The following is a 21,261-nucleotide window of genomic DNA, read 5'->3' as shown; positions in this document are numbered from 1 at the left end:
GGCAACGAAGGGGCCTTTTCAAGGGGCCTTGACCCTACAAGGCCCCGTTCTCACCCCCGCTTCAGCTACAGCGCAGGACAGGCCCTGTTGCCGGCCATTGCTCTACGCCGCCAGGGTCTGTCAGAAACGAATGCGCCGCCGCATCCCGGCCTGCGCCGCTATGCGCCGACGGCCGCGTCGGCGCGCTCCTCGGCCAGCGCCAGCAATCCCTCGAAGATGAGACTTTCCACCAGTTCGAAGGGCCGCACCATGCTGGGCGCCATCTTCCAGCCTGCACCGCCAGTCATGATGCAGGCTGGCGCCTGGCCGGTGCGTTGCTGCAGGTGCTGCGTCATGCGCTCGACCGCCCCGGCAATGGCATAGGTACCGCCGCTGGTCAGGGCATCGCTGGTATTTGTCGGAAACGGCTTGACCTCGCCGGTTGGCACATGCAGGCCCGCCGTTCCCGATTCCAGCGCCCGCAGCATGATGCCATGCCCAGGCAGGATCAGCCCGCCCAGAAAATGGCCCTGCGCATCAATGGCCTCCACCGTCACGGCAGTGCCGACCATGACGAGAATGATCGGCCGCGGTTCGGCTTCTCGGGCCAGCATGCGATTGCGCGCGCCAATCATCGCCACCCAGCGATCGGCCCCCAGCCGACCGGGATGGTCGTAGCCATTGATCACCCCCGCTGCCTGCTTGCTGGAATGCACCCACTGGGGCTCAATGTCCCAGATCTCCAGCTGCTCAATGACGCGGCGGCGCACCGCATCGCCGGCCACCGCACAGCCCAGCATCAGCGACGGTGCGGGCAAACCCGCCCAATGATTCTCCGAAAGGCGATCGATGTGATCGAGAAACTCCACGCCCTGCGCCTGCAGTTTAGCGCCCTTGCGGGCCTGGCTGTAGAGCGCCCATTTCAATCGGGTATTGCCTATGTCGATAGCAAGAAAAGTCATCGCGATGGAACCATTGTGGGACGCAAGGGCAAAATCATACGCTCGGGTATGCGCGCCAGCCAGCTGGGCTCGGCCTGCGAGGTTGCTACACTCCGGGTATACAAGCTGCGCCATGTCGGCGCGGCACGTTCATCCAGGAGGTTGACTGTGGGACTTTTCAAGTTCATCCAAAGCGCAGGGGAGAAACTGTTTGGAGGCAAGGAAGCTACAGCGGCTCCCGCCGCTGATGCCAACGGTGCGGCCACACAGGCGCAGCTTGACACAAGCGCCGCGCAAGCCATCACGAAATACATCCAGGCCCAGAATCTCAACGTGACGGATCTGCATGTCACGTTCGATGGCAACACCGGCAAGGTCACCGTCAAGGGTACGGCGGCGACGCAGCAGGACGCGGAAAAGGTCATCCTCAGCGCCGGCAACGTGGCCAACGTCACGGAGGTGGACAACCAGCTGACCGTCACCAACCCGGAGCCCGAGGCGCAGTATCACGACGTCGAAAAAGGCGACACGCTCTCGGCCATCGCGAAGAAATACTACGGCGATGCCAACAAATACATGGTGATCTTCGAAGCCAACAAGCCCATGCTCAGCGATCCGGACAAGATCTATCCTGGCCAGAAGCTGCGCATCCCGCCCCTCTGACGTCATAGGGTCCAGTGCCACCCAACAACCATGGACGGCGCCTCGTGGCGCCGTTTTTTTTGCGGCTGCGACACAGCAAGGCCCCACCGCTAGCATTTCCAGGGAATGGCCTGCAAGGCACAAACACCCATCCGGGCAGGATGCTCGCCGAGGAATTGCCACGCAGCAGCGAGGCCGCTGGCAGGTTAAACGCCCACGGGCCGCTGGGCTACGCCCGGTGCAGCGGCATTGCCCGACTGCCCGGGGCCTCTGGGGGCACCCGTCAACAGCGCCTCAACGCTGTACCCATGGCAAACCGCGCTTGCGCCAGCCGCCCAATGTGCCACGGTGCCCGTTCTCATCGAGTGGGCCTTCAAAGCCTTCCAGCACGTTGTAGGCCTCGTAGCCCAGTGCCGTGGCGCGTTCTGCGGCAGCCATCGAGCGCACGCCGCTGCGGCAGAGCATGAGCAGCTTCTTGCTTCCCACCGGCACCTGGGCAAGCAGTGTTGCGTCGAAGTCCGGATTCATGGCCATCCCCGGCCACTGCTTCAGCGGCACGGCCAGTGCGCCCGGCACCGCGCCGACCCACTCGCGCTCGGCATCGCTGCGCACGTCAACCAGCACCGCTTCACCGCGCTGCACCCACTCCCAGGCCTGCTCGGGCAGGATGTCCGCAGCGTATTTGGATGGCGATTCATCAGTCACGGCAATACAGCTCCTGGTTGCAAAAGAATATGGCGGTCGGTGCAGCCGCTCATCGGCCGCCAGCAAGACGCCGCTCGATATGCTCGGCGCGCCGCGCCGAAGGCGGATGGCTGCTGACCAGATTGGCGATGGCACCACCGCCACTGCTGAGCGCACTGAGTTTCTGGAAACCCGTCACCAGCGCGCGCGGATCGATGCCCAGCTGCTGCAGCAGGCTCACTGAATAGTCGTCTGCAGCCAGCTCGTTGGCCTGCGAGAACTGCGCGTGAATGAGGGTCTCCGCCAGGTCCCCCGCCACCGATTGCGACAACACCGCCGCTGTCGTGCTGCCGCTGGCAGCAACGGCCTCGCGCGCTGCCGATGTCATGTACGCGGTGCGAAGCCGCGCGGCCGAGTGCCCCAGCGCAACGTGCCCGATTTCATGGCCGATAACGCCTTGCAGTTCTGCGTCGTTCATCAGGTCCATCAGCGCGGTGTAGACGCGCACGCAGCCATTGGCCATGGCCCACGCGTTGACTTCCTCTCCCTCATAGACCTTGTAGTTCAGTGGCTGGTCATTGATTTGCCGCGGGAACGGCTGAACCAGTCGCGCCAGACGCTGCGCGTAGCGACTGCCGCTGGCGGCAACACGGTTCTCCGCGTCGGCGGCCTCGCAGGCCTGCTGCGACAGCGCAGCCACATCCTGATCGCTCAGAAAGGCAGCCGCCAGCGCCTTGCCTCCGGCATTCAGGATGCCGTCGTTAAGCTGACACCCGGCCACCGTGACAGCCAGCGCGACTGCAACGAGCAGTTTTTTACTCACACCGCCCTGCATAGTTTTTGTCACCATCACCGCACATCTCTCCTTCTTGCATCGGACGCAAATAGCCAGATACCATCGGACGCATCGCCCGGTCCATTATCCATCACGTCCCTACCGCACGGCACTCCCACGGCAGACGCAGCGCCTGCCCACATGACAAAGGCCGCATCTGAGCGGCCTCTGCAACGGTCTGCCGCTCCCGGCACCCATTCAATTGACAGTGGGCCCTGCACCAATCAGATTCGTCCGGTAGTCAGCGAACGCTTGACGCGGATCTCCTCAAGCTTCATGCCGCCGATCACAGCAGTCTTGACGCTGCAGGTGTCACGCTCGAAGCCCGCTGTTTCATGGAATTTGAGGGCACGCTCGTTCTGCACCGGCACCCAGGCCGTCACGTTGGTGCAGCCTTCCTCGTGCAGTCCTTCCCGTGCGGCCTGCCACAGTGCAGCACCAACGCCCTTGTTCCAATGGCTCGGCGCGATGTAGATGGCCCAGATCTCGCCAGTAGTGGGACGGGTCTTCTCATCACGGGAGCGGTCGAAACCGACGAAACCGACGATCTTGTCGTTCTCGAGTGCGACCTTGACCTGCGGCTCGCAGTACTCGATGGCTTCACGCCAGTAAGCGATGCGCTTTTCCAGATTGATCGATTTCAGATGCTCGTCCGGCACCAGCCCCTTGTAGGCGGCCTGCATGGCTGCGGTGTGAATTTGCGCGATGGCCTTGGCATCGCGAAGCGTGGCGGCTCGAACCTGGATTGTCGACATGGTCAAAACTAGGGAAAACGAGTAATTGCGAAAGCGGCGTATTCTGGCCCTTGCCCCCGCAAATATCAATAGGTGAAATGGCTTGACAGACCTTTTCGCATGGCAATATCGCAGGGCACTTGCGCACCGGGGCAATTTGCGCAAGCGTGCATTAACGCGCGGGGACTGGCCCGCATGCCGAGGCCAGGCCGGCAGCGGCGCCGCCGCGCGATTGTCCGCTTGCACCTTGCCATTGACCGGCACGCTGCCGCCGGCACCGCAATCCCCTCGGAACAGTCAGGCGCGCGGCTTCAGGAAGACGCGGCTCCCCAGAGAACGGACTGCATCGAGACGGAGGCGAGCTGGAAGCCGCGATTGAAGACCTCCACCGGCTCGTCTGGATACGTGGCCGCTGCCGCGTAGAGCAACGGCAAATAGTGGTCGTACGTGGGATGCGCCAGGCGCACCAGCGGGTCATCTGGCGAGAATTCCGCCAGGGCAGCCAATTCGCCACGCTGGATGCGCTGGTACACCGCCTCGTCGAATTCCAAGGCCCAGTCGTAGGCCTGATGCGGCGACGCCTCATACTGCATGCGGCGCAAGTTGTGGACGATATTGCCGCTGCCCAGCACCAGCACACCATGGTCGCGCCACTGCCGCAACTGCTGGCCAAACCGATAGTGCTCGGCCCAGGGCATGGCGTAGTCCAGGCTCAGCTGCAGCACCGGTATCGCAGCCTGTGGAAACATGGGCAGCAGTACCGACCAGGTGCCATGGTCCAACCCCCAGTCTTGCGTGTCCACTTCCATTCCGATGCCCTCGGGCAATCCCTGCCCCAAGGCGTCAGCCAGTGCAGCTGCGGCGGCTGGATGGCCTGGCGCCGGATACTGCATGGTATACAGCGCGTCGGGGAATCCCCCAAAGTCATGGATGGTGCGCGGCGTGGCCATGCCCGTGACCTGCCAGCCCCCCCGCGTAAGCCAATGGGCCGAGATGCTGACAATCAGCTGTGGAGGCTCTGCCTGTGCGAGCAAACGCGCGCCCAGCTGCCGCCAACTATCGTGCCAGACATTGCCGGGCAGCACGTTCAGCGGACTGCCATGCCCCACGAACAATACGGGCTGGCGCGTGGACGGCCTGAGACCACCAAAGGTCTGCGCCAGAGTGGCAGCAGACAGGGGCTGCACCTGAGGTGCGGCAAATCCGGGACTGGCCAGCGCCGACAGGGCACCCAGCAAATGGCGACGTTGCATCATGGCAGATTTCCTCATCACCCAATACGGGCCTGCTGCCATTGTAGAAACGCCAATCAAAAGAACAATCCGCATCCACGCGACAAATTGTCTCTCCCAAAGAAATAATCAAACAACCTTTGACAGAACCCGTCTGCACACTCCTAACCGAGGCCCAGAACGATGAGCGGCCCTGCGCAAACGCGCAGGACCGCAGAAATAGCCGCTGGATAGCACGCATCGCGCCCTCTGCCGACCAACACAAGGCGCGCACAGCAAGCCATGCAGCATGCCCCGCGCAAGCGCTGCAGGTGCCATCCCTCAGAATCTGCTCACAATCTCTTCATGCGTTGCGCAGTTCGGCAATCATGCAGTGGGCAATGCTGCCGGGCGCCGACGCCACAACTGCGCAAGGTACACGACACGCGTCAGGACACGCCTGGCAGCACTTCCTCCCGCTCCTGCTACGAACTGGTGGAAGGCATGGCAGCCGTCTCGGCCTGCTCGGGCGACCAGCCCCCTCCCAGCACACGGTACAGCTCGATGCGATTGGCCAGCAGCGCCGAGCGCGTCTGCAGCACAGCCTGCTGAGCACTGAAAAGCGCGCGTTGTGCATCCAGCGCGTCCAGGAAACTGGAAACCCCGCTGCGGTAGAGCATATTGGCCAGCTCATAGCGCTGTTGCTCGGCCTGCACTTGTTCTTGCTGCGCCTGTAACTGCTCGCCCAGGGTAGCGCGGCCAGCCAGCGCATCGGAAACCTCGCGGAATGCGGTCTGAATCGCTTGCTCATAGCGCGTCACAGCGATGTCGCGCTCCACTTGCGCGCCTTCAAGACGGGCACGATTGCGACCGGCATCAAAAATTGGCAGGATGGCCTGCGGTGCAAGTGACCAGCCAAAAGTGCCACTGGAAAACAGGTCAGAAAGGCTGGAGCTGACCGAACCGAGGCTGGCAGTCAAAGAAATGCTTGGGAAGAACGCCGCACGTGCCGCACCAATATTCGCGTTGGCCGCGCGCAACGTCCATTCCGCCTGCTGAATATCGGGCCGGCGAATGAGAAGATCCGAGGGTAGTCCTGCGGGCACATCGGCAAACACATCCAGCGGCAGATCACTCTTGACTAGCAGTTGCTCCGCAATCGGCTGTCCAACCAGCAATTCCAGCGCATTGATCGCCTGCGCCCGCAGACGCCGCTGCTCTGCCAGCGTGGCGCGGGCCGTTGCGGTCAGGGTTTCGACCTGGCGCATCTCAAGCGCCGAGGCCACGCCGTTATCAAATCGCAACTGCATCAGCCGCTGCGACTCTTCACGGGTGGCCAGTGTCTGCTCGGTCAGCGCCAGCATTGCTTCGGCCGTCTGCAGGTTCAGCCAGGCGCTGGCCACACCGGCAACCAGGCTGGTCTGCACGGCTTCACGGGCATAGGCCGTGGAAAAGAATTGCGCACGCGCGGCTTCGGTGAGGCTGGCCAGGCGACCAAATAGGTCGATCTCCCAGGCGCTGACCATCAGTCCGCCCTGATACATCGAGGTGATGGGCTGGTCTTCGCCTGTGCTCTGGCGTTGCCCGGTTACGCCTGCGTTGATAGTCGGGAACGGCCCGGCGCCAGCAAGGTTGTATTGCGCGCGCGCCTGTTCAATGGCCAGGGTGGCTGCGCGCAGGTCACGGTTGTTCTGCAGCGACAGCGCAATCAACTCGCGCAAATTGGGATCGGCCACGAACTGCTGCCACTGCAGCAGCGCCTGGCCGCCCTGCGCATTTTGCGCGTCGACATCACTGAGGCCGTGCAGCGGCCAGTCGCTAGCCACCGGTGAAGGCGGCTGCTCATAGGTCGGCATCAGGGAGCAGCCTGCCAGCACGGCCACTGCAGCGGCCGCAGTGAGGCTGCGAGCCAGGAAAAACGTCATGGTGGAATCAGGCATGCTTATCCCCGGGTTGCATTGTCTTGGTCCAAAGCAGGCACGCTCGGGTCGACCGGATCGTAAGCGCCGGTGCCGTGCTCCGATTTTGTTCGCGAGCCAAACAGCTTGCGCACCACCACATAGAACGTGGGTACAAACACCAGCGCCAGCACGGTGCCCGTGATCATGCCGCCGACCACGCCGGTGCCGATGGAACGCTGGCTGGCTGAACTGGCGCCTGAGGCAAAGAACAGCGGAATCACGCCGAAGGTGAAGGCCAGCGAGGTCATCAGAATAGGGCGGAACCGCAGATGCGCCGCCTGCAATGCCGCCTCCAGGGCGGATTTGCCCTGCGCCTGCAGGTCCTTGGCAAATTCAATGATCAGAATCGCATTCTTCGCAGACAGGCCGATGATGGTCACCAGACCGATCTGGAAATACACGTCCTGCGGCAGTCCACGCAGGAACACAGCGGACACCACCCCGAGCACACCCAGCGGCACCACCAGGATCACCGCAAACGGAATGCTCCAGCTCTCATACAGCGCTGCCAGACACAGGAACACCGCCAGTACCGAGAAAGCGTAGAGGATCAGCGCCGTATTGCCGGCAAGCTTTTCCTCGCGGGACGTGCCGGTCCACTCATAGCCAAAGCCCGACGGCAGCTGCGCGACCAGTCGCTCCATCTCCGCCATGGCCTCGCCGCTGCTGACGCCCGCCGCAGGCTCGCCAGTGATCTTCATCGACGGATAGCCGTTGTAGCGCACCGCCTGCATGGCACCGACCTCCCAGCGCGTGGTGGCGAACGACGACAGTGGCACCGAGACACCCTGGTTGTTGACAACGTTGAGTTCCAGCAGATCTTCCGGCTGCATGCGCGCTGCGGCTTCGGCCTGCACGATCACGCGTTGCAGTCGCCCCCGATTGGGAAAATCGTTGATGTAAGCAGACCCAAGGCTGCTCGAAAGCGTGTTGGCAATGGCCGCGAAGTCAACCCCTTGCGCATTGGCCTTGTCGCGGTCGATCTCCAGATGCAACTGCGGCGCATCTTCCAGTCCGTCCGGTCGCACATCCTTGAGCAACGGACTTTGTCGGGCCATGCCCAGCAGCTGGTTGCGTGCATTCAGCAGCGCCGCATGGCCCTGCGCGGCCCTGTCCTGCAGACGCAGATCAAAACCGGAGCCGGTTCCAAGCTCAGGAATAGGAGGCGGTGACAGTGCGAAAACCAGCCCATCGCGCACATCTGCTGCGCCCCCCATCAGACGCGCGGAAATCTCCTCCGCACTCTGACCCGGACCATGCCGTTCGGACCAATCCTTGAGCGGCAGGAACATCAATGCAGCGTTCTGGCCTTGCCCTGTGAAACTGAAGCCGAGAATCGACACCACGTGCTGCACTTCATCGATGCCGTGTGCAACTTGCTCAATGCGCTTGACGGTTTCCAGCGTCCGCTGTTGCGTAGCACCAGGCGGCAGCTGCACATTGACAACCACAAAGCCCTGATCCTCATTGGGCAGAAAAGACGTTGGCAGCTTCATGTAGATCCATGCGGCGGCAGCGGCGACCGCCACATAAGCGGCCATCATGACCACGCTGCGCCGCAGCGCCCAGGACACCCCCCGCTCGTAGGTCTTGGCAGTACGTGTAAACGACCGATTGAACCAGCCAAAGAAACCACGACCGGCGTGGTGATGACCTGCCTTGACCGGCTTGAGCAGCGAGCCGCAGAGCGCCGGCGTGAGCGACAGCGCGAGAAAAGCCGAAAATGCAATCGACACCACCATGGTGACGGAGAACTGGCGGTAAATGTTGCCAATCGAGCCGGCGAAGAACGCCAGCGGCACAAACACCGCAATGAGCACAAGCGTCACGCCGATGATGGCGCCCTGAATCTGCTTCATCGCCTTGTACGCCGCCTGGCGAGGCGGTAGCCCCTCCTCGCTCATGATGCGTTCGACGTTCTCGACCACGATGATGGCATCGTCCACCACGATACCGATCACCAGCACCATGCCAAACATGGTCAGCACGTTGATGGAGAATCCCGCCGCCAGCAGCACGCCAAAGGTCCCCAGCAGCGCAATCGGCACGACAATCGTCGGAATGACCGTGTAGCGCCAGTTCTGCAGGAACAGGAACATCACCAGGAACACCAGCACCACCGCCTCAAGCAGCGTCTTGGCCACCTGTTTGATGGAGACCTTCACAAAGGTGGACGAGTCATAGGGGACTGCCCAGCTGACACCTTCCGGAAAGTACGGCGCCAGTTCTTCCATGCGTTCACGCACGGCCGTGGCCGTGGCCAGCGCATTGCCCGTGGGCGCCAGCTGCACACCGATGCCGGTGGAAGGCTGACCGTCAAAACGCGACGAGAATGCATAGCTCTCGGAGCCCAGTTCAATCCGTGCAACGTCACGCAACCGGACCGTCGAGCCATCGGTGTTGGCACGCAAGACGATGTCCTCGAACTGCTCGGGAGTCGTCAGCTGCCCGCGCAGTACCACCGTCGCCGACATAGTCTGCTCATCCACGCTCGGCAGCGCGCCGATGGTGCCGGCCGAGACCTGCACGTTCTGCGCAGCAATGGCAGCGTTGACCTCGGCAACGGACAGATCAAACCCGGCCATGCGCTGGGGATCAAGCCAGATGCGCATCGCACGCTCGGCGGCGAACAACTGCGCCTGCCCCACGCCATCGATACGCTGGATCTCCGGCAACACGTTGCGGGAGACATAGTCACCCAGGTCATACACCGTCAGCTCGTCGCGGCTCGATACCAGCGTCACGAACATCAGGAAGTTGGAGGAAGACTTCTCGACCCGGATGCCCTGCTGCGTCACCGCCGCGGGCAGCCTGGGTGTGGCACGCGCCAACCGGTTCTGCACGTCCACCTGCGCCATGTCAGGGTCGGTGCCCGGCTCGAAGCTCAGCGAAAGCTGGCCGCGGCCATTGGCTTCACTGCTGGCTTCCATATAGGCCAGGCCGGGCGAGCCGTTCATTTCACGCTCAATGACTGACAGCACCGTCTCGTCCAGCACCTCGGCGGACGCGCCAGGATAGGTAACCGAGACGCTGATCGTAGGCGGCGCTACCGGCGGATACTGCGCAATGGGCAGCTGCGTGATCGACACCAGACCGATGATGATGATGAACAGCGATACGACCCAAGCGAAAATGGGTCTGTCAATAAAAAACTTAGGCATGATGCGACTTTCCTGGGTCTGCTGCTGGGGCCAACTTATTCCGACGCCGCATCACTACCACCCGCTGCCTGACTCTGCACGGGAGCTGGTGCAACGGGCTGGCCCCCTGCTCCATCCACTACAACCGGCTTGACCTGCACATTGGGTGGCAACATCTGCAGACGCGAGAGCCCGTCCACCATGACCATCTCGCCCTCCTCCAGGCCTTGCGTGACCAACCAGCGGTTGCCGCTGGCGGACATGATCTTCACCTCGCGCTGCTGGCGGTTGCCCTTGGCATCAACAATCGTCAGGAAATCACCATTCTGGGTGCGCGTGACAGCCTCCTGAGGCACGGCAATGGCATCGGCAAGCTTGGCCTGCTCCAGTCTGACGCGCACATACATGCCTGGCAGCAGCGTGCCGTCATTGTTGGGCACCTCCGCGCGGAGCATGACCTGGCCGCTGGCCGGATCAACCGACACGTCGGAAAACAGCAGCTTGCCCGGCTCGCCGTAGATCGTACCGTCCTCCAGAACCAGCTGGACCTGCGCCGCATCCTCGCCCTCAACCCGCAGCAGTTGCCCCTCACGCATGCGGCGACGCAACTCCAGCATCTCCGTGCTGGACTGCGTGAAATTGACGTACACCGGGTTGATTTGCTGAATCACTGCGAGCGGCGTCGCATCGCCCTGCCCCACCAGTGCACCTTCGGTAACCAGCGCGCGGCCGATACGTCCCGAGATCGGGGCCGTCACATCCGCGTAGCCAAGGTTGATCTGTGCCGTGCGCAGGGCCGAGCGGCTGGCCGCAACATCAGCCTGCGCCGCCTTGAAGGCTGCATCGGCGTTGTCGAACTCCAGCTGGCTGACGGCATTGACCGCTACCAGTGGCCGATAGCGATCGACCACCGCCTTGGCCTGCGCCAGTGCGGCCTCTGCACGCGCCAGCTGCGCCCGTGCACTCTGCTCGGCGGCCTGATAGGGCGCCGGATCGATCTTCATCAGCAGCTCACCTGCCTTGACGTCGCTACCTTCGGTAAACAGTCGTTTCTGCAAGATGCCGGCCGCGCGTGCGCGCACCTGCGCGACACGGGAGGCTTCCACCCGGCCCGGCAAATCGGCCATCATTCCAACGACCTCGCGCTTGGCAATCACCACGCCAACCTCTGGCGCCGGAGCCTGCGCAGCGGCACCGCCCGCAGCGGCCTCTGAAGTCTGGCCGCCATCCTGCGAGCAGGCAGCCAGCGCCAACGCGGTCACCAGAACAGCGGAAAAGGTCGCAGCGCGCAGCGACAGCGGACCACGGCGGTGCGCGGGCGCATCACCACTGGCAGGAGAGTGCAAAGGATCAAGCATAGGAAGCCTAGTCATAGAGGTAGGGCTGGAAATCATACGAGCACCGCACACAGTAGCAAGAACCATGCGTGTCAGCACGTCATTGTGCATGGCAACAAATACAAGTTCGTGATCACCGCACGCTCTCGCGATCGGTACCCTGGCCAAGGGATCTGGCTCATTCCCGACAGCGCCATGCAGCACATCGAATGAGAAAAGGCAAGGCGGATTGAAAACTTGAGTCGAAGCCGCGGAGTATATATACATTCATGAATGCATGTATAGAATCCCCAAAGGTATCTGTCCGTTTCCTGCGGTTGTTTGACAGGCGACTGAAATTCGGAACACAAACGCAACGGTGCGCGACGGCACCTGGATCATGAAGGAGACACACTTGTCATGGCTCGTCGTACCAAGGAAGATGCGCTGAAAACGCGAGAGGACATTCTGGACGCTGCGGAGCGCCTGTTCGAACGCGACGGCGTCTCGCGCACCACGCTGCAGGCCATCGCCGCGGAAGCCGGCATCACCCGCGGAGCCATCTATTGGCACTTCAAGGACAAGGCCGACCTCTTCAACGCGATGATGGACCGCATCGCCTGGCCCATTGAATGGGATTATCTGTACCGCGAAGATCAGACGAGTGTCAGAGAACAGGACGATCCCATTGGCGCACTGCGAGCCGTGATGCTCGAATGCGTGGACATCATCGCACGAGACGCCCAAGTACAGCGCCTGCTGAGCATCTGCTCCTACCAGACGGAGTACACCGGGGAAATGGCGGCCGTGCGCCAGCGCATGCTGCAGGCGCGAGGTGCCGTCTACGCACGCAACCTGGCCGCCTTTCGGCATCCCCGTGTCATGGCAGCATTGCGGCCGGGCGTACAGCCGGAAGCCGTCGCGCGTACCATGCAACATGCACTGATGGGCATGATTGACAGCTGGGTCCTCACCCCGGGCGCGTTCGACCTGCGCGAAGCCACGATCGACGCCATCGACCTGATCCTGCATGGCGCCGGCATTGGCGTTGACAAGGACGCAAAAACCACAGATGCCCAACGGGCTGACAAGGTGCCGTCGGCCACTCAGTAGCCCCGTGCGCCGGAAGCGAACGCGTTGAGCGGGCGGCTACGGCAGCGCCCTGCGCCAGCTCTCATGCCTCCCGCACAACGCTCGGCGCAGACTGCTGCCGACCATATCCGGCAGCGGCAACCAGCGCTTGCGTGTATGCGTGCTGCGGCTCACCGAGCACCGCCTGCACAGCGCCGCACTCGACCACCTCGCCGCGCCGCATGACCAGCACGCGGTGCGCCATCGCGCGCACGACATCCACGTCATGGGTGATGAGCAGATAGGCCAGCTTGCGTTCGCGCTGCAAACGCTGCAGCAGCATCAGCACTTGTTGCTGGACTGTTGCATCCAACGCGCTGGTCGGCTCGTCCAGCACAAGCACTTCCGGTTCGACCATCAGCGCACGCGCAATGGCAATGCGCTGTCGCTGGCCTCCTGAAAAAGCATGCGGGTACCGCTCCAGCAGACCGGGAAACTGCACCTGCGTCAACCCCACTTCAGCCAGCATCGCCAGCACGCGCTCACGTCGCTGCTGTTGAGACAGCGCTGGCGCATGCACGAGGAGCCCCTCCTCCACGATCTCACCGATCGTCAAGCGCGGAGACAGCGCCGAAAAAGGATCCTGAAATACGACCTGCACCCGTTGGCGCAGGCGCCGATTGTGCGCGCAGTTGCGCATCGCTGGCTGCTGCCAGTGCTGCCCGCCAAGCTTTAGCGCGCCGTCGAACGGCAGAAGGCCCAGTACGGCCTGAGCAAGCGTCGTCTTGCCAGAACCTGACTCTCCGACCACCGCCAGTGTCTCTCCCGGCTGCATCGTAAAGTCCATCGGGTGGACCGCAGTGAACCGCCCTGCGCGCCACCAGCCACGCAGGCCAGGCTCACGGATCGGATAATGCACCGCTAGTTGACTGGCCTCGATGCAAGCGGGCAACGCTGTCGCCGGCACATCTGCCACGTCACGAACCGGGCGGCTATCGAGCAGCTGCCTGGTATAGGCCTGTGCAGGCGCGTCAAACACCCGCTGGACAGGCCCCTGCTCGACGACGCGGCCAGCACGCATCACGACCACCCGGTCAGCAAACTGACGCACCAGATGCAGATCGTGGGTGATCAACAAGATGGACATACCCGTCTCGGCCTGCAGATCGCCCAGCAGCTGCATGACTTGCTGGCGCAAGCTTACATCGAGCGCCGTGGTCGGCTCATCAGCAATCAGCAGCTTCGGCCGATTGGCCAGTGCCATCGCAATCATGGCACGCTGCCGTTGCCCGCCGCTTAGCTGGTGCGGGTAACTGGCCGCGCGGCGCTGCGCCTCGGGAATACCAGTTTTCTCCAGCAGCGCGATGGCCTGCTGCCACGCTGCGCGCTGCTGCAGCCCTTGCTTGAGCTGCACCACCTCCGCAATCTGCTGCCCCACCGACATGAGCGGATTCAGTGCTGTCATCGGCTCCTGGAAAATGATGGCGATGTCACCACCGCGCACAGCACGCAACTGCTTGTCGGGCAATCGCAGCAAATCCTGGCCATCAAACACCGCCTGGCCTGACAGCTGCGCTCCTTCGAGCAAGCGCAGCAGACTCAGCGCAGTGACCGTCTTGCCGGAGCCGGACTCACCCACCAACGCAAGTTTTTCACCGGCCACAACGTCGAAGTGGACGTTATCGACAACCGCGCGCGCCGCGGCGCCGCCAAATCGTACGGAGAAATTCCGCACCAAAAGAAGGGGCGCAGCGTGGTCCCTGCCTCCCCCATCCGCGGATGTTTGTTCCACCTTCATGACGTACCACCTTTCAGTGCCGGTGCATCAGATCCATCCGGAAGGCTATCCACCGCGTGTTCACACGCGCTCCCTGACAATGACGCGCCACCTTCTGTGGCGACTGTCTTGCGGGGATCCAATGCGTCACGCAACGCATCGCCCATCAGCGTCAACAGCAACAGGGTCAATACCATCAGCCCGAAGGTAAACACCCCTATCCACCATGCGTCCAAATTGCTTTTGCCTTGATTGAGCAACTCGCCCAGGGACGGCGTACCAGGGGGCACACCAAGCCCCAGGAAATCCAGCGCGACCAGCGATGCAATCGCCGCACTCATGCGAAACGGCAGAAAAGTCACGACCGGAGTCATACTGTTGGGCAGAATGTGCCGACGAATCAGCTGCCAGTTCGACACCCCAAGTGCGCGCGCGGCGCGTACGTAATCGAGCTGCCGATTGCGCAAGAACTCGGCACGCACATAATCTGACAGGCCCATCCAACCGAACAGACTGAGAATTACCAGCAACAGGCCAATACTTGGCTGAAAGATGGCACTAAGAATAATCAACAGGAAAAGCTCGGGCATCGAGCTCCACACTTCGATGAAGCGCTGACCCACCAGGTCCACCTTGCCGGCAAAAAAACCCTGGATGGCGCCTGCCAGCACCCCCAGCACCACGCCGATTGCCGTCAACGCCAACGCGAACAACACACTGACCCGAAACCCGTAAACCAGCTGTGCGAGAAGATCGCGCCCGCGATCATCCGTCCCCAGCCAGTTGTCCGCAGAGGGAGGCGCCGGATCGGGCGTCGTACTGTAGTAATTGATGGTTCGCGCGCCATACTCGTTGAGCGGAAACAGCGCCCAATTGCCCCCCGTCGTGATGCGCTCGCGGATGAACGGGTCCAGATAATCGGCCTCCGCGTCAAAATCACCGCCAAACGTCTTTTCGGAGTAGGTCTTGAGCAGCGGCACGTAGTACTGCCCCTGATACTTGAGCAGCAGTGGCTTGTCGTTTGACCACAGCTCTGCAGCGAGACTGAGCACAAGCATCATGGCAAACAGCAGCAGACTCCAATAACCCAGCCGGTTGCGCTTAAAGCGCCTCCACGCGCGTTGGCGAGGCGATAGAGTGACCGCAGTCAATGCACCACTTGCGGACTTAATCATCGTCGCATTCCTGCCTGTCCAAAAGGGGAAACCAAAGCGGCAGACGCCTCACCCGAAGTCTCGCTGCCCAAACGCTGCAAAGCAGCCATTGTGCCGCGCGTCTGAAAGACGACAACCCATTTCCAAGACCTGGTCACGAGATTTAGGGCACACCACGTTGTCCGCGAGGGGATAGGAACGGAAGACACGCGGCCGACCTGACCACTTGTCATGCAATCACGCTCCTGCTGCCCCACGAGGTGTGCGCGGCGGCACGAAGCACTTCACTTTAGCTCACCCGCCCGAGGCGCGAAGGCAAGAGGGGGGAATTAGAAAGAACGAAGCCCCTTGCAAAGGGGATTGCAAGGGGCTTGTTGGAGTAGGAGCCTGACGATGACCTACTTTCGCACGGGGATCCGCACTATCATTGGCGCGAGTCTGTTTCACGGTCCTGTTCGGGATGGGAAGGGGTGGTACCAGACTGCTATAGTCATCAGGCATAACTGGTGAGGCTGCGGCTTGAGGGTTTTGGTGTTTCAAGCTGCGAGCCTATCATAGAGTCGAATGGTAATTGATTGCGAGGCAACGCGTTGGTTGGTTTGCCTTGGTTGGTTGGTGAGAAACCAAAGTTATAGGGTCAAGCCGCACGGGCAATTAGTACTGGTTAGCTCAATGCATTGCTGCACTTGCACACCCAGCCTATCAACGTCGTGGTCTTCAACGACCCTTTAGGGGGCTCAAGGCCCCGGCAGATCTCATCTTGGGAGAAGTTTCCCGCTTAGATGCTTTCAGCGGTTATCTCGTCCACACATAGCTACCCGGCGATGCCACTGGCGTGACAACCGGTACACCAGAGGTGTGTCCACTCCGGTCCTCTCGTACTAGGAGCAGGTTCCCTCAAATCTGCAGCGCCCACGGAAGATAGGGACCAAACTGTCTCACGACGTTTTAAACCCAGCTCACGTACCTCTTTAAATGGCGAACAGCCATACCCTTGGGACCGACTTCAGCCCCAGGATGAGATGAGCCGACATCGAGGTGCCAAACACCGCCGTCGATATGAACTCTTGGGCGGTATCAGCCTGTTATCCCCAGAGTACCTTTTATCCGTTGAGCGATGGCCCTTCCATACAGAACCACCGGATCACTTAGTCCTACTTTCGTACCTGTTCGACTTGTCAGTCTCACAGTCAAGCACGCTTATGCCTATGCACTATTAGCACGATGTCCGACCGTACCTAGCGTACCTTCGAACTCCTCCGTTACGCTTTAGGAGGAGACCGCCCCAGTCAAACTGCCTACCATGCACTGTCCCCCGCCCTGATTCAAGGGCGCAGGTTAGAACCTCAAACACACCAGGGTGGTATTTCAAGGACGGCTCCAGCAGAACTAGCATCCTGCCTTCAAAGCCTCCCACCTATCCTACACAGATCTGTTCAAAGTCCCATACAAAGCTACAGTAAAGGTTCATGGGGTCTTTCCGTCTTTCCGCGGGGAGATTGCATCATCACAAACATTTCAACTTCGCTGAGTCTCTGGAGGAGACAGTGTGGCCATCGTTACGCCATTCGTGCAGGTCGGAACTTACCCGACAAGGAATTTCGCTACCTTAGGACCGTTATAGTTACGGCCGCCGTTTACTGGGACTTCAATCAAGAGCTTGCACCCCATCATTTAATCTTCCAGCACCGGGCAGGCGTCACACCCTATACGTCCACTTTCGTGTTTGCAGAGTGCTGTGTTTTTAATAAACAGTCGCAGCCACCTATTTTTTGCAACCCATTCATGCTCGGCTGTTCACCTCACACTACTAGGGCACACCTTCTCCCGAAGTTACGGTGTCAATTTGCCGAGTTCCTTCTCCAGAGTTCTCTCAAGCGCCTTAGAATACTCATCTCGCGCACCAGTGTCGGTTTGCGGTACGGTCGTTACAAGCTGAAGCTTAGTGGCTTTTCCTGGGACCCCGTTCAGTTACTTCGCAGGCAAGCCCGCTCGATCGACAGCCTCGGTTTATGTGTGCCGGATTTGCCTAACACACGCCTACTTCTGCCTAAACTGGCTATTCCAACAGCCAGATAACCTATTAAGATCCGTCCCCACATCGCACTTGTAATCGGTGCAGGAATATTAACCTGCTTCCCATCAGCTACGCATCTCTGCCTCGCCTTAGGGGCCGACTCACCCTACGCCGATGAACGTTGCGTAGGAAACCTTGCGCTTACGGCGAGGGGGCTTTTCACCCCCTTTAACGCTACTCATGTCAGCATTCGCACTTCTGATACCTCCAGCAGCCCTCACAGGCCACCTTCGCAGGCTTACAGAACGCTCTCCTACCACGCACAGTTATCTGTGCATCCGCAGCTTCGGTAACTGGCTTAGCCCCGTTACATCTTCCGCGCAGGACGACTCGATCAGTGAGCTATTACGCTTTCTTTAAATGATGGCTGCTTCTAAGCCAACATCCTGACTGTCTGTGCCTTCCCACCTCGTTTCCCACTTAGCCAATTTTAGGGACCTTAGCTGGCGGTCTGGGTTGTTTCCCTCTCGTGTCCGGACGTTAGCACCCGGTGCACTGTCTCCCAAGCTCTACTCTGCAGTATTCGGAGTTTGCCTTGGTTTGGTAAGTCGCCATGACCCCCTAGCCAAAACAGTGCTCTACCCCCGCAGGTAATACTTGAGGCACTACCTAAATAGTTTTCGGAGAGAACCAGCTATTTCCGAGTTTGTTTAGCCTTTCACCCCTATCCACAGCTCATCCGCTACTTTTGCAACAGTAGTCGGTTCGGTCCTCCAGTACCTGTTACGGCACCTTCAACCTGGCCATGGATAGATCACTCGGTTTCGGGTCTACACCCAGCGACTAGACGCCCTATTCGGACTCGATTTCTCTTCGGCTCCCCTATTCGGTTAACCTCGCCACTGAATGTAAGTCGCTGACCCATTATACAAAAGGTACGCCGTCACCCCTTTCAGGGCTCCGACTTTTTGTAAGCATGCGGTTTCAGGATCTATTTCACTCCCCTCCCGGGGTTCTTTTCGCCTTTCCCTCACGGTACTTGTTCACTATCGGTCGATTACGAGTATTTAGCCTTGGAGGATGGTCCCCCCATCTTCAGACAGGATTTCACGTGTCCCGCCCTACTTGTCTCTAGCTTAGTACCACACAGGTCTTTCTTGTACGGGGCTATCACCCACTATGGCCGCAGTTTCCAATGCGTTCCAATATCCCCTGTGCTATCTCTAGACGGCTGCTCCGATTTCGCTCGCCACTACTTTCGGAATCTCGGTTGATTTCTTTTCCTCTGGGTACTTAGATGTTTCAGTTCCCCAGGTTCGCCTCCTTGACCTATGTATTCAGCCAAGGATACCCTCGCGGGTGGGTTTCCCCATTCAGAAATCTTCGGATCAATGCTCATTTGCCAGCTCCCCGAAGCTTATCGCAGGCTATCACGTCTTTCATCGCCTGTAATCGCCAAGGCATCCACCACATGCTCTTAGTCACTTGACCCTATAACTTTGGCCTCTGCAGCTCTCACCACAAAGCCCTCTGCCATCTCAATCAAGCAAACTTCTCTAACGCGTTATTGCCGTAATTCACGCTTGTCTTGCCAGGCACGCACTCGCGTGCATGCCCTGAGAACAATCGTCAATTACTTGAAGCATCCAGGCTCAGCTTTCGCCTCGCCCGCATGTTCGTTCTTGACGCAATCAATTTTGCCGCTGATGGCACGGTGAGCACTTTCGCACTCTTTCCATCAGCAACAATGATTCGACTCTATGATTTTTTAAAGAACAGCCGTATTCATCGATCTCCATCGACAAACAACAAAGAATCCTTCGCCTTTTGGCGAAAGCTCCTTTGGTGTTCAACGATTCTTGGTGGAGGATGACGGGATCGAACCGACGACCCCCTGCTTGCAAAGCAGGTGCTCTCCCAGCTGAGCTAATCCCCCTACTATCCTCTATCCATTGGATTCTTGGTGGGTCTAGTTGGGCTCGAACCAACGACCCCCGCCTTATCAAGACGGTGCTCTAACCAGCTGAGCTACAGACCCAAGCACTACCAACCACACCCAGAACCCTCGGCACCAGGATGTAATCAACAGCTCGTCTTCCAACAACCGATAAGTGTGGACGTTTGGCAAGCCTTCGCTTGTCTTTTCCAGAAAGGAGGTGATCCAGCCGCACCTTCCGGTACGGCTACCTTGTTACGACTTCACCCCAGTCACGAGCCCCGCCGTGGTAAGCGCCCTCCTTGCGGTTAAGCTACCTACTTCTGGCAGAACCCGCTCCCATGGTGTGACGGGCGGTGTGTACAAGACCCGGGAACGTATTCACCGTGACATGCTGATCCACGATTACTAGCGATTCCGACTTCACGCAGTCGAGTTGCAGACTGCGATCCGGACTACGACCGGCTTTATGGGATTGGCTCCACCTCGCGGCTTCGCGACCCTTTGTACCGGCCATTGTATGACGTGTGTAGCCCCACCTATAAGGGCCATGAGGACTTGACGTCATCCCCACCTTCCTCCGGTTTATCACCGGCAGTCTCATTAGAGTGCCCAACTTAATGATGGCAACTAATGACAAGGGTTGCGCTCGTTGCGGGACTTAACCCAACATCTCACGACACGAGCTGACGACAGCCATGCAGCACCTGTGTTACGGCTCTCTTTCGAGCACTCCTCTATCTCTAAAGGATTCCGTACATGTCAAAGGTGGGTAAGGTTTTTCGCGTTGCATCGAATTAAACCACATCATCCACCGCTTGTGCGGGTCCCCGTCAATTCCTTTGAGTTTTAGCCTTGCGGCCGTACTCCCCAGGCGGTCAACTTCACGCGTTAGCTTCGTTACTGAGAAAGTTAATTCCCAACAACCAGTTGACATCGTTTAGGGCGTGGACTACCAGGGTATCTAATCCTGTTTGCTCCCCACGCTTTCGTGCATGAGCGTCAGTGCAGGCCCAGGGGATTGCCTTCGCCATCGGTGTTCCTCCGCATATCTACGCATTTCACTGCTACACGCGGAATTCCATCCCCCTCTGCCGCACTCCAGCCATGCAGTCACTAATGCAGTTCCCAGGTTGAGCCCGGGGATTTCACATCGGTCTTGCATAGCCGCCTGCGCACGCTTTACGCCCAGTAATTCCGATTAACGCTCGCACCCTACGTATTACCGCGGCTGCTGGCACGTAGTTAGCCGGTGCTTATTCTTACAGTACCGTCAGCAGACCAGGGTATTAACCCAGCCCTTTTCGTTCTGTACAAAAGCAGTTTACAACCCGAGGGCCTTCGTCCTGCACGCGGCATTGCTGGATCAGGCTTGCGCCCATTGTCCAAAATTCCCCACTGCTGCCTCCCGTAGGAGTCTGGGCCGTGTCTCAGTCCCAGTGTGGCTGGTCGTCCTCTCAGACCAGCTACAGATCGCAGGCTTGGTAGGCCTTTACCCCACCAACTACCTAATCTGCCATCGGCCACTCCAGTCGCGCAAGGCCCAAAGGTCCCCTGCTTTCATCCGTAGATCTCATGCGGTATTAGCCACTCTTTCGAGTAGTTATCCCCCACGACTGGGCATGTTCCGATGTGTTACTCACCCGTTCGCCACTCGCCACCAGGTGCAAGCACCCGTGCTGCCGTTCGACTTGCATGTGTAAAGCATGCCGCCAGCGTTCAATCTGAGCCAGGATCAAACTCTTTAGTTCGATCTCTTAAAAACTCACTCACTCAAGCGGAATTGAAGTAAACCTGTAAGCTAAAAAAAGATCTCTCAACCTCTTCTCGGCCTACACACTTCTTCTTCTGTTTGCATGAGCG

At 59.9% G+C, this 21,261-nt stretch carries 12 protein-coding genes, 2 tRNA genes and 3 rRNA genes; 2 read left to right on the top strand and 15 right to left on the bottom strand.

The genetic code is table 11. The features are described from left to right. Positions 1–158: 158 nt before the first annotated feature. Positions 159–941: a type III pantothenate kinase gene (locus AAV94_RS12075; RefSeq protein ID WP_046742471.1), complete on the bottom strand. Its 783-nt coding sequence runs from the start codon at positions 939–941 to the stop codon at positions 159–161. A gap of 147 nt (positions 942–1,088) precedes the next feature. Here AAV94_RS12075 and lysM point away from each other — a divergent pair, with 147 nt between their 5' ends. Continuing rightward, on the top strand, positions 1,089–1,583 hold the full coding sequence (gene lysM, locus AAV94_RS12070) for a peptidoglycan-binding protein LysM (RefSeq protein WP_046742560.1): 495 nt from the start codon (positions 1,089–1,091) through the stop codon (positions 1,581–1,583). Positions 1,584–1,856: 273 nt separating this feature from the next. Here the strand turns inward: lysM and AAV94_RS12065 are convergent, their stop codons facing one another. From AAV94_RS12065 to AAV94_RS12035, 7 genes are all read right to left on the bottom strand, one after another. After that, positions 1,857–2,267: a rhodanese-like domain-containing protein gene (locus AAV94_RS12065; protein WP_046742470.1), complete on the bottom strand. Its 411-nt coding sequence runs from the start codon at positions 2,265–2,267 to the stop codon at positions 1,857–1,859. Between the two features lie 49 nt (positions 2,268–2,316). Beyond that, entirely contained in the window at positions 2,317–3,081 is a 765-nt protein-coding gene (locus AAV94_RS12060; protein ID WP_046742559.1) for a M48 family metalloprotease, read from the bottom strand. Between the two features lie 224 nt (positions 3,082–3,305). Continuing rightward, complete coding sequence (locus tag AAV94_RS12055) at positions 3,306–3,836, bottom strand: GNAT family N-acetyltransferase (RefSeq protein WP_046742469.1); 531 nt, start codon at positions 3,834–3,836, stop codon at positions 3,306–3,308. 290 nt (positions 3,837–4,126) lie between these two features. Then, complete coding sequence (gene ygiD, locus AAV94_RS12050) at positions 4,127–5,071, bottom strand: 4,5-DOPA-extradiol-dioxygenase (protein WP_331396818.1); 945 nt, start codon at positions 5,069–5,071, stop codon at positions 4,127–4,129. 440 nt (positions 5,072–5,511) lie between these two features. Next, complete coding sequence (locus tag AAV94_RS12045; protein ID WP_231731385.1) at positions 5,512–6,966, bottom strand: efflux transporter outer membrane subunit; 1,455 nt, start codon at positions 6,964–6,966, stop codon at positions 5,512–5,514. Positions 6,967–6,968: 2 nt separating this feature from the next. Further along, positions 6,969–10,148, bottom strand: a complete 3,180-nt coding sequence (locus AAV94_RS12040) for an efflux RND transporter permease subunit (RefSeq protein ID WP_084824908.1) — start codon at positions 10,146–10,148, stop codon at positions 6,969–6,971. Positions 10,149–10,183: 35 nt separating this feature from the next. Next, positions 10,184–11,485 (bottom strand): efflux RND transporter periplasmic adaptor subunit, encoded by a 1,302-nt coding sequence (locus AAV94_RS12035; protein ID WP_084824907.1) that lies wholly within the window; start codon positions 11,483–11,485, stop codon positions 10,184–10,186. 378 nt (positions 11,486–11,863) lie between these two features. On the opposite strand from AAV94_RS12035, the gene AAV94_RS12030 reads away from it, so the two are divergent. Further along, the gene (locus tag AAV94_RS12030; RefSeq protein ID WP_046742468.1) at positions 11,864–12,556 is read left to right on the top strand and encodes a TetR family transcriptional regulator; all 693 of its coding nucleotides are present in this window, start codon (positions 11,864–11,866) and stop codon (positions 12,554–12,556) included. Between the two features lie 61 nt (positions 12,557–12,617). On the opposite strand, the gene AAV94_RS12025 is transcribed toward AAV94_RS12030, so the two are convergent. The 7 genes from AAV94_RS12025 to AAV94_RS11995 all read right to left on the bottom strand — a co-directional run bounded on the left by AAV94_RS12025 (position 12,618) and on the right by AAV94_RS11995 (position 21,149). Then, on the bottom strand, positions 12,618–14,312 hold the full coding sequence (locus AAV94_RS12025; RefSeq protein WP_046742467.1) for an ABC transporter ATP-binding protein: 1,695 nt from the start codon (positions 14,310–14,312) through the stop codon (positions 12,618–12,620). After that, positions 14,309–15,466, bottom strand: coding sequence for an ABC transporter permease (locus AAV94_RS12020; RefSeq protein ID WP_084824906.1), 1,158 nt, complete (start codon positions 15,464–15,466; stop codon positions 14,309–14,311). Before AAV94_RS12020 ends, AAV94_RS12025 begins: the two co-directional genes overlap by 4 nt. Before the next feature lie 364 nt (positions 15,467–15,830). Beyond that, a 5S ribosomal RNA gene (gene rrf, locus AAV94_RS12015) occupies positions 15,831–15,943 on the bottom strand. 135 nt (positions 15,944–16,078) lie between these two features. Further along, positions 16,079–18,953 (bottom strand): 23S ribosomal RNA (locus AAV94_RS12010). Positions 18,954–19,322: 369 nt separating this feature from the next. Beyond that, a tRNA-Ala gene (locus AAV94_RS12005) sits at positions 19,323–19,398 on the bottom strand. 25 nt (positions 19,399–19,423) lie between these two features. Next, positions 19,424–19,500: transfer RNA gene (locus AAV94_RS12000), tRNA-Ile, on the bottom strand. A 111-nt stretch (positions 19,501–19,611) separates the two neighbouring features. Continuing rightward, positions 19,612–21,149, bottom strand: a 16S ribosomal RNA gene (locus tag AAV94_RS11995). Together the 16S, 23S and 5S rRNA genes with 2 tRNA genes alongside form the textbook arrangement of a ribosomal RNA operon. Between the last annotated feature and the right edge of the window lie 112 nt (positions 21,150–21,261).

This window comes from Lampropedia cohaerens (genome assembly GCF_001005215.1).
Lineage (GTDB): Bacteria > Pseudomonadota > Gammaproteobacteria > Burkholderiales > Burkholderiaceae_C > Lampropedia > Lampropedia cohaerens.
Note: the sequence above shows the minus strand (reverse complement) of the source record. Positions and strands in the feature narration are given on the sequence as shown.

What these genes read in the sequence shown, in the direction of transcription:
- AAV94_RS12075 (WP_046742471.1), bottom strand. Translation starts at nt 941, where the DNA reads ATGACTTTTCTTGCTATCGACATAGGCAATACCCGATTGAAATGGGCG.
- AAV94_RS12060 (WP_046742559.1), bottom strand. Translation starts at nt 3,081, where the DNA reads ATGCAGGGCGGTGTGAGTAAAAAACTGCTCGTTGCAGTCGCGCTGGCT.
- AAV94_RS12055 (WP_046742469.1), bottom strand. Translation starts at nt 3,836, where the DNA reads ATGTCGACAATCCAGGTTCGAGCCGCCACGCTTCGCGATGCCAAGGCC.
- ygiD (WP_331396818.1), bottom strand. Translation starts at nt 5,071, where the DNA reads ATGATGCAACGTCGCCATTTGCTGGGTGCCCTGTCGGCGCTGGCCAGT.
- AAV94_RS12045 (WP_231731385.1), bottom strand. Translation starts at nt 6,966, where the DNA reads ATGCCTGATTCCACCATGACGTTTTTCCTGGCTCGCAGCCTCACTGCG.
- AAV94_RS12040 (WP_084824908.1), bottom strand. Translation starts at nt 10,148, where the DNA reads ATGCCTAAGTTTTTTATTGACAGACCCATTTTCGCTTGGGTCGTATCG.
- AAV94_RS12035 (WP_084824907.1), bottom strand. Translation starts at nt 11,485, where the DNA reads ATGCTTGATCCTTTGCACTCTCCTGCCAGTGGTGATGCGCCCGCGCAC.
- AAV94_RS12030 (WP_046742468.1), top strand. Translation starts at nt 11,864, where the DNA reads ATGGCTCGTCGTACCAAGGAAGATGCGCTGAAAACGCGAGAGGACATT.
- AAV94_RS12025 (WP_046742467.1), bottom strand. Translation starts at nt 14,312, where the DNA reads ATGAAGGTGGAACAAACATCCGCGGATGGGGGAGGCAGGGACCACGCT.
- AAV94_RS12020 (WP_084824906.1), bottom strand. Translation starts at nt 15,466, where the DNA reads ATGATTAAGTCCGCAAGTGGTGCATTGACTGCGGTCACTCTATCGCCT.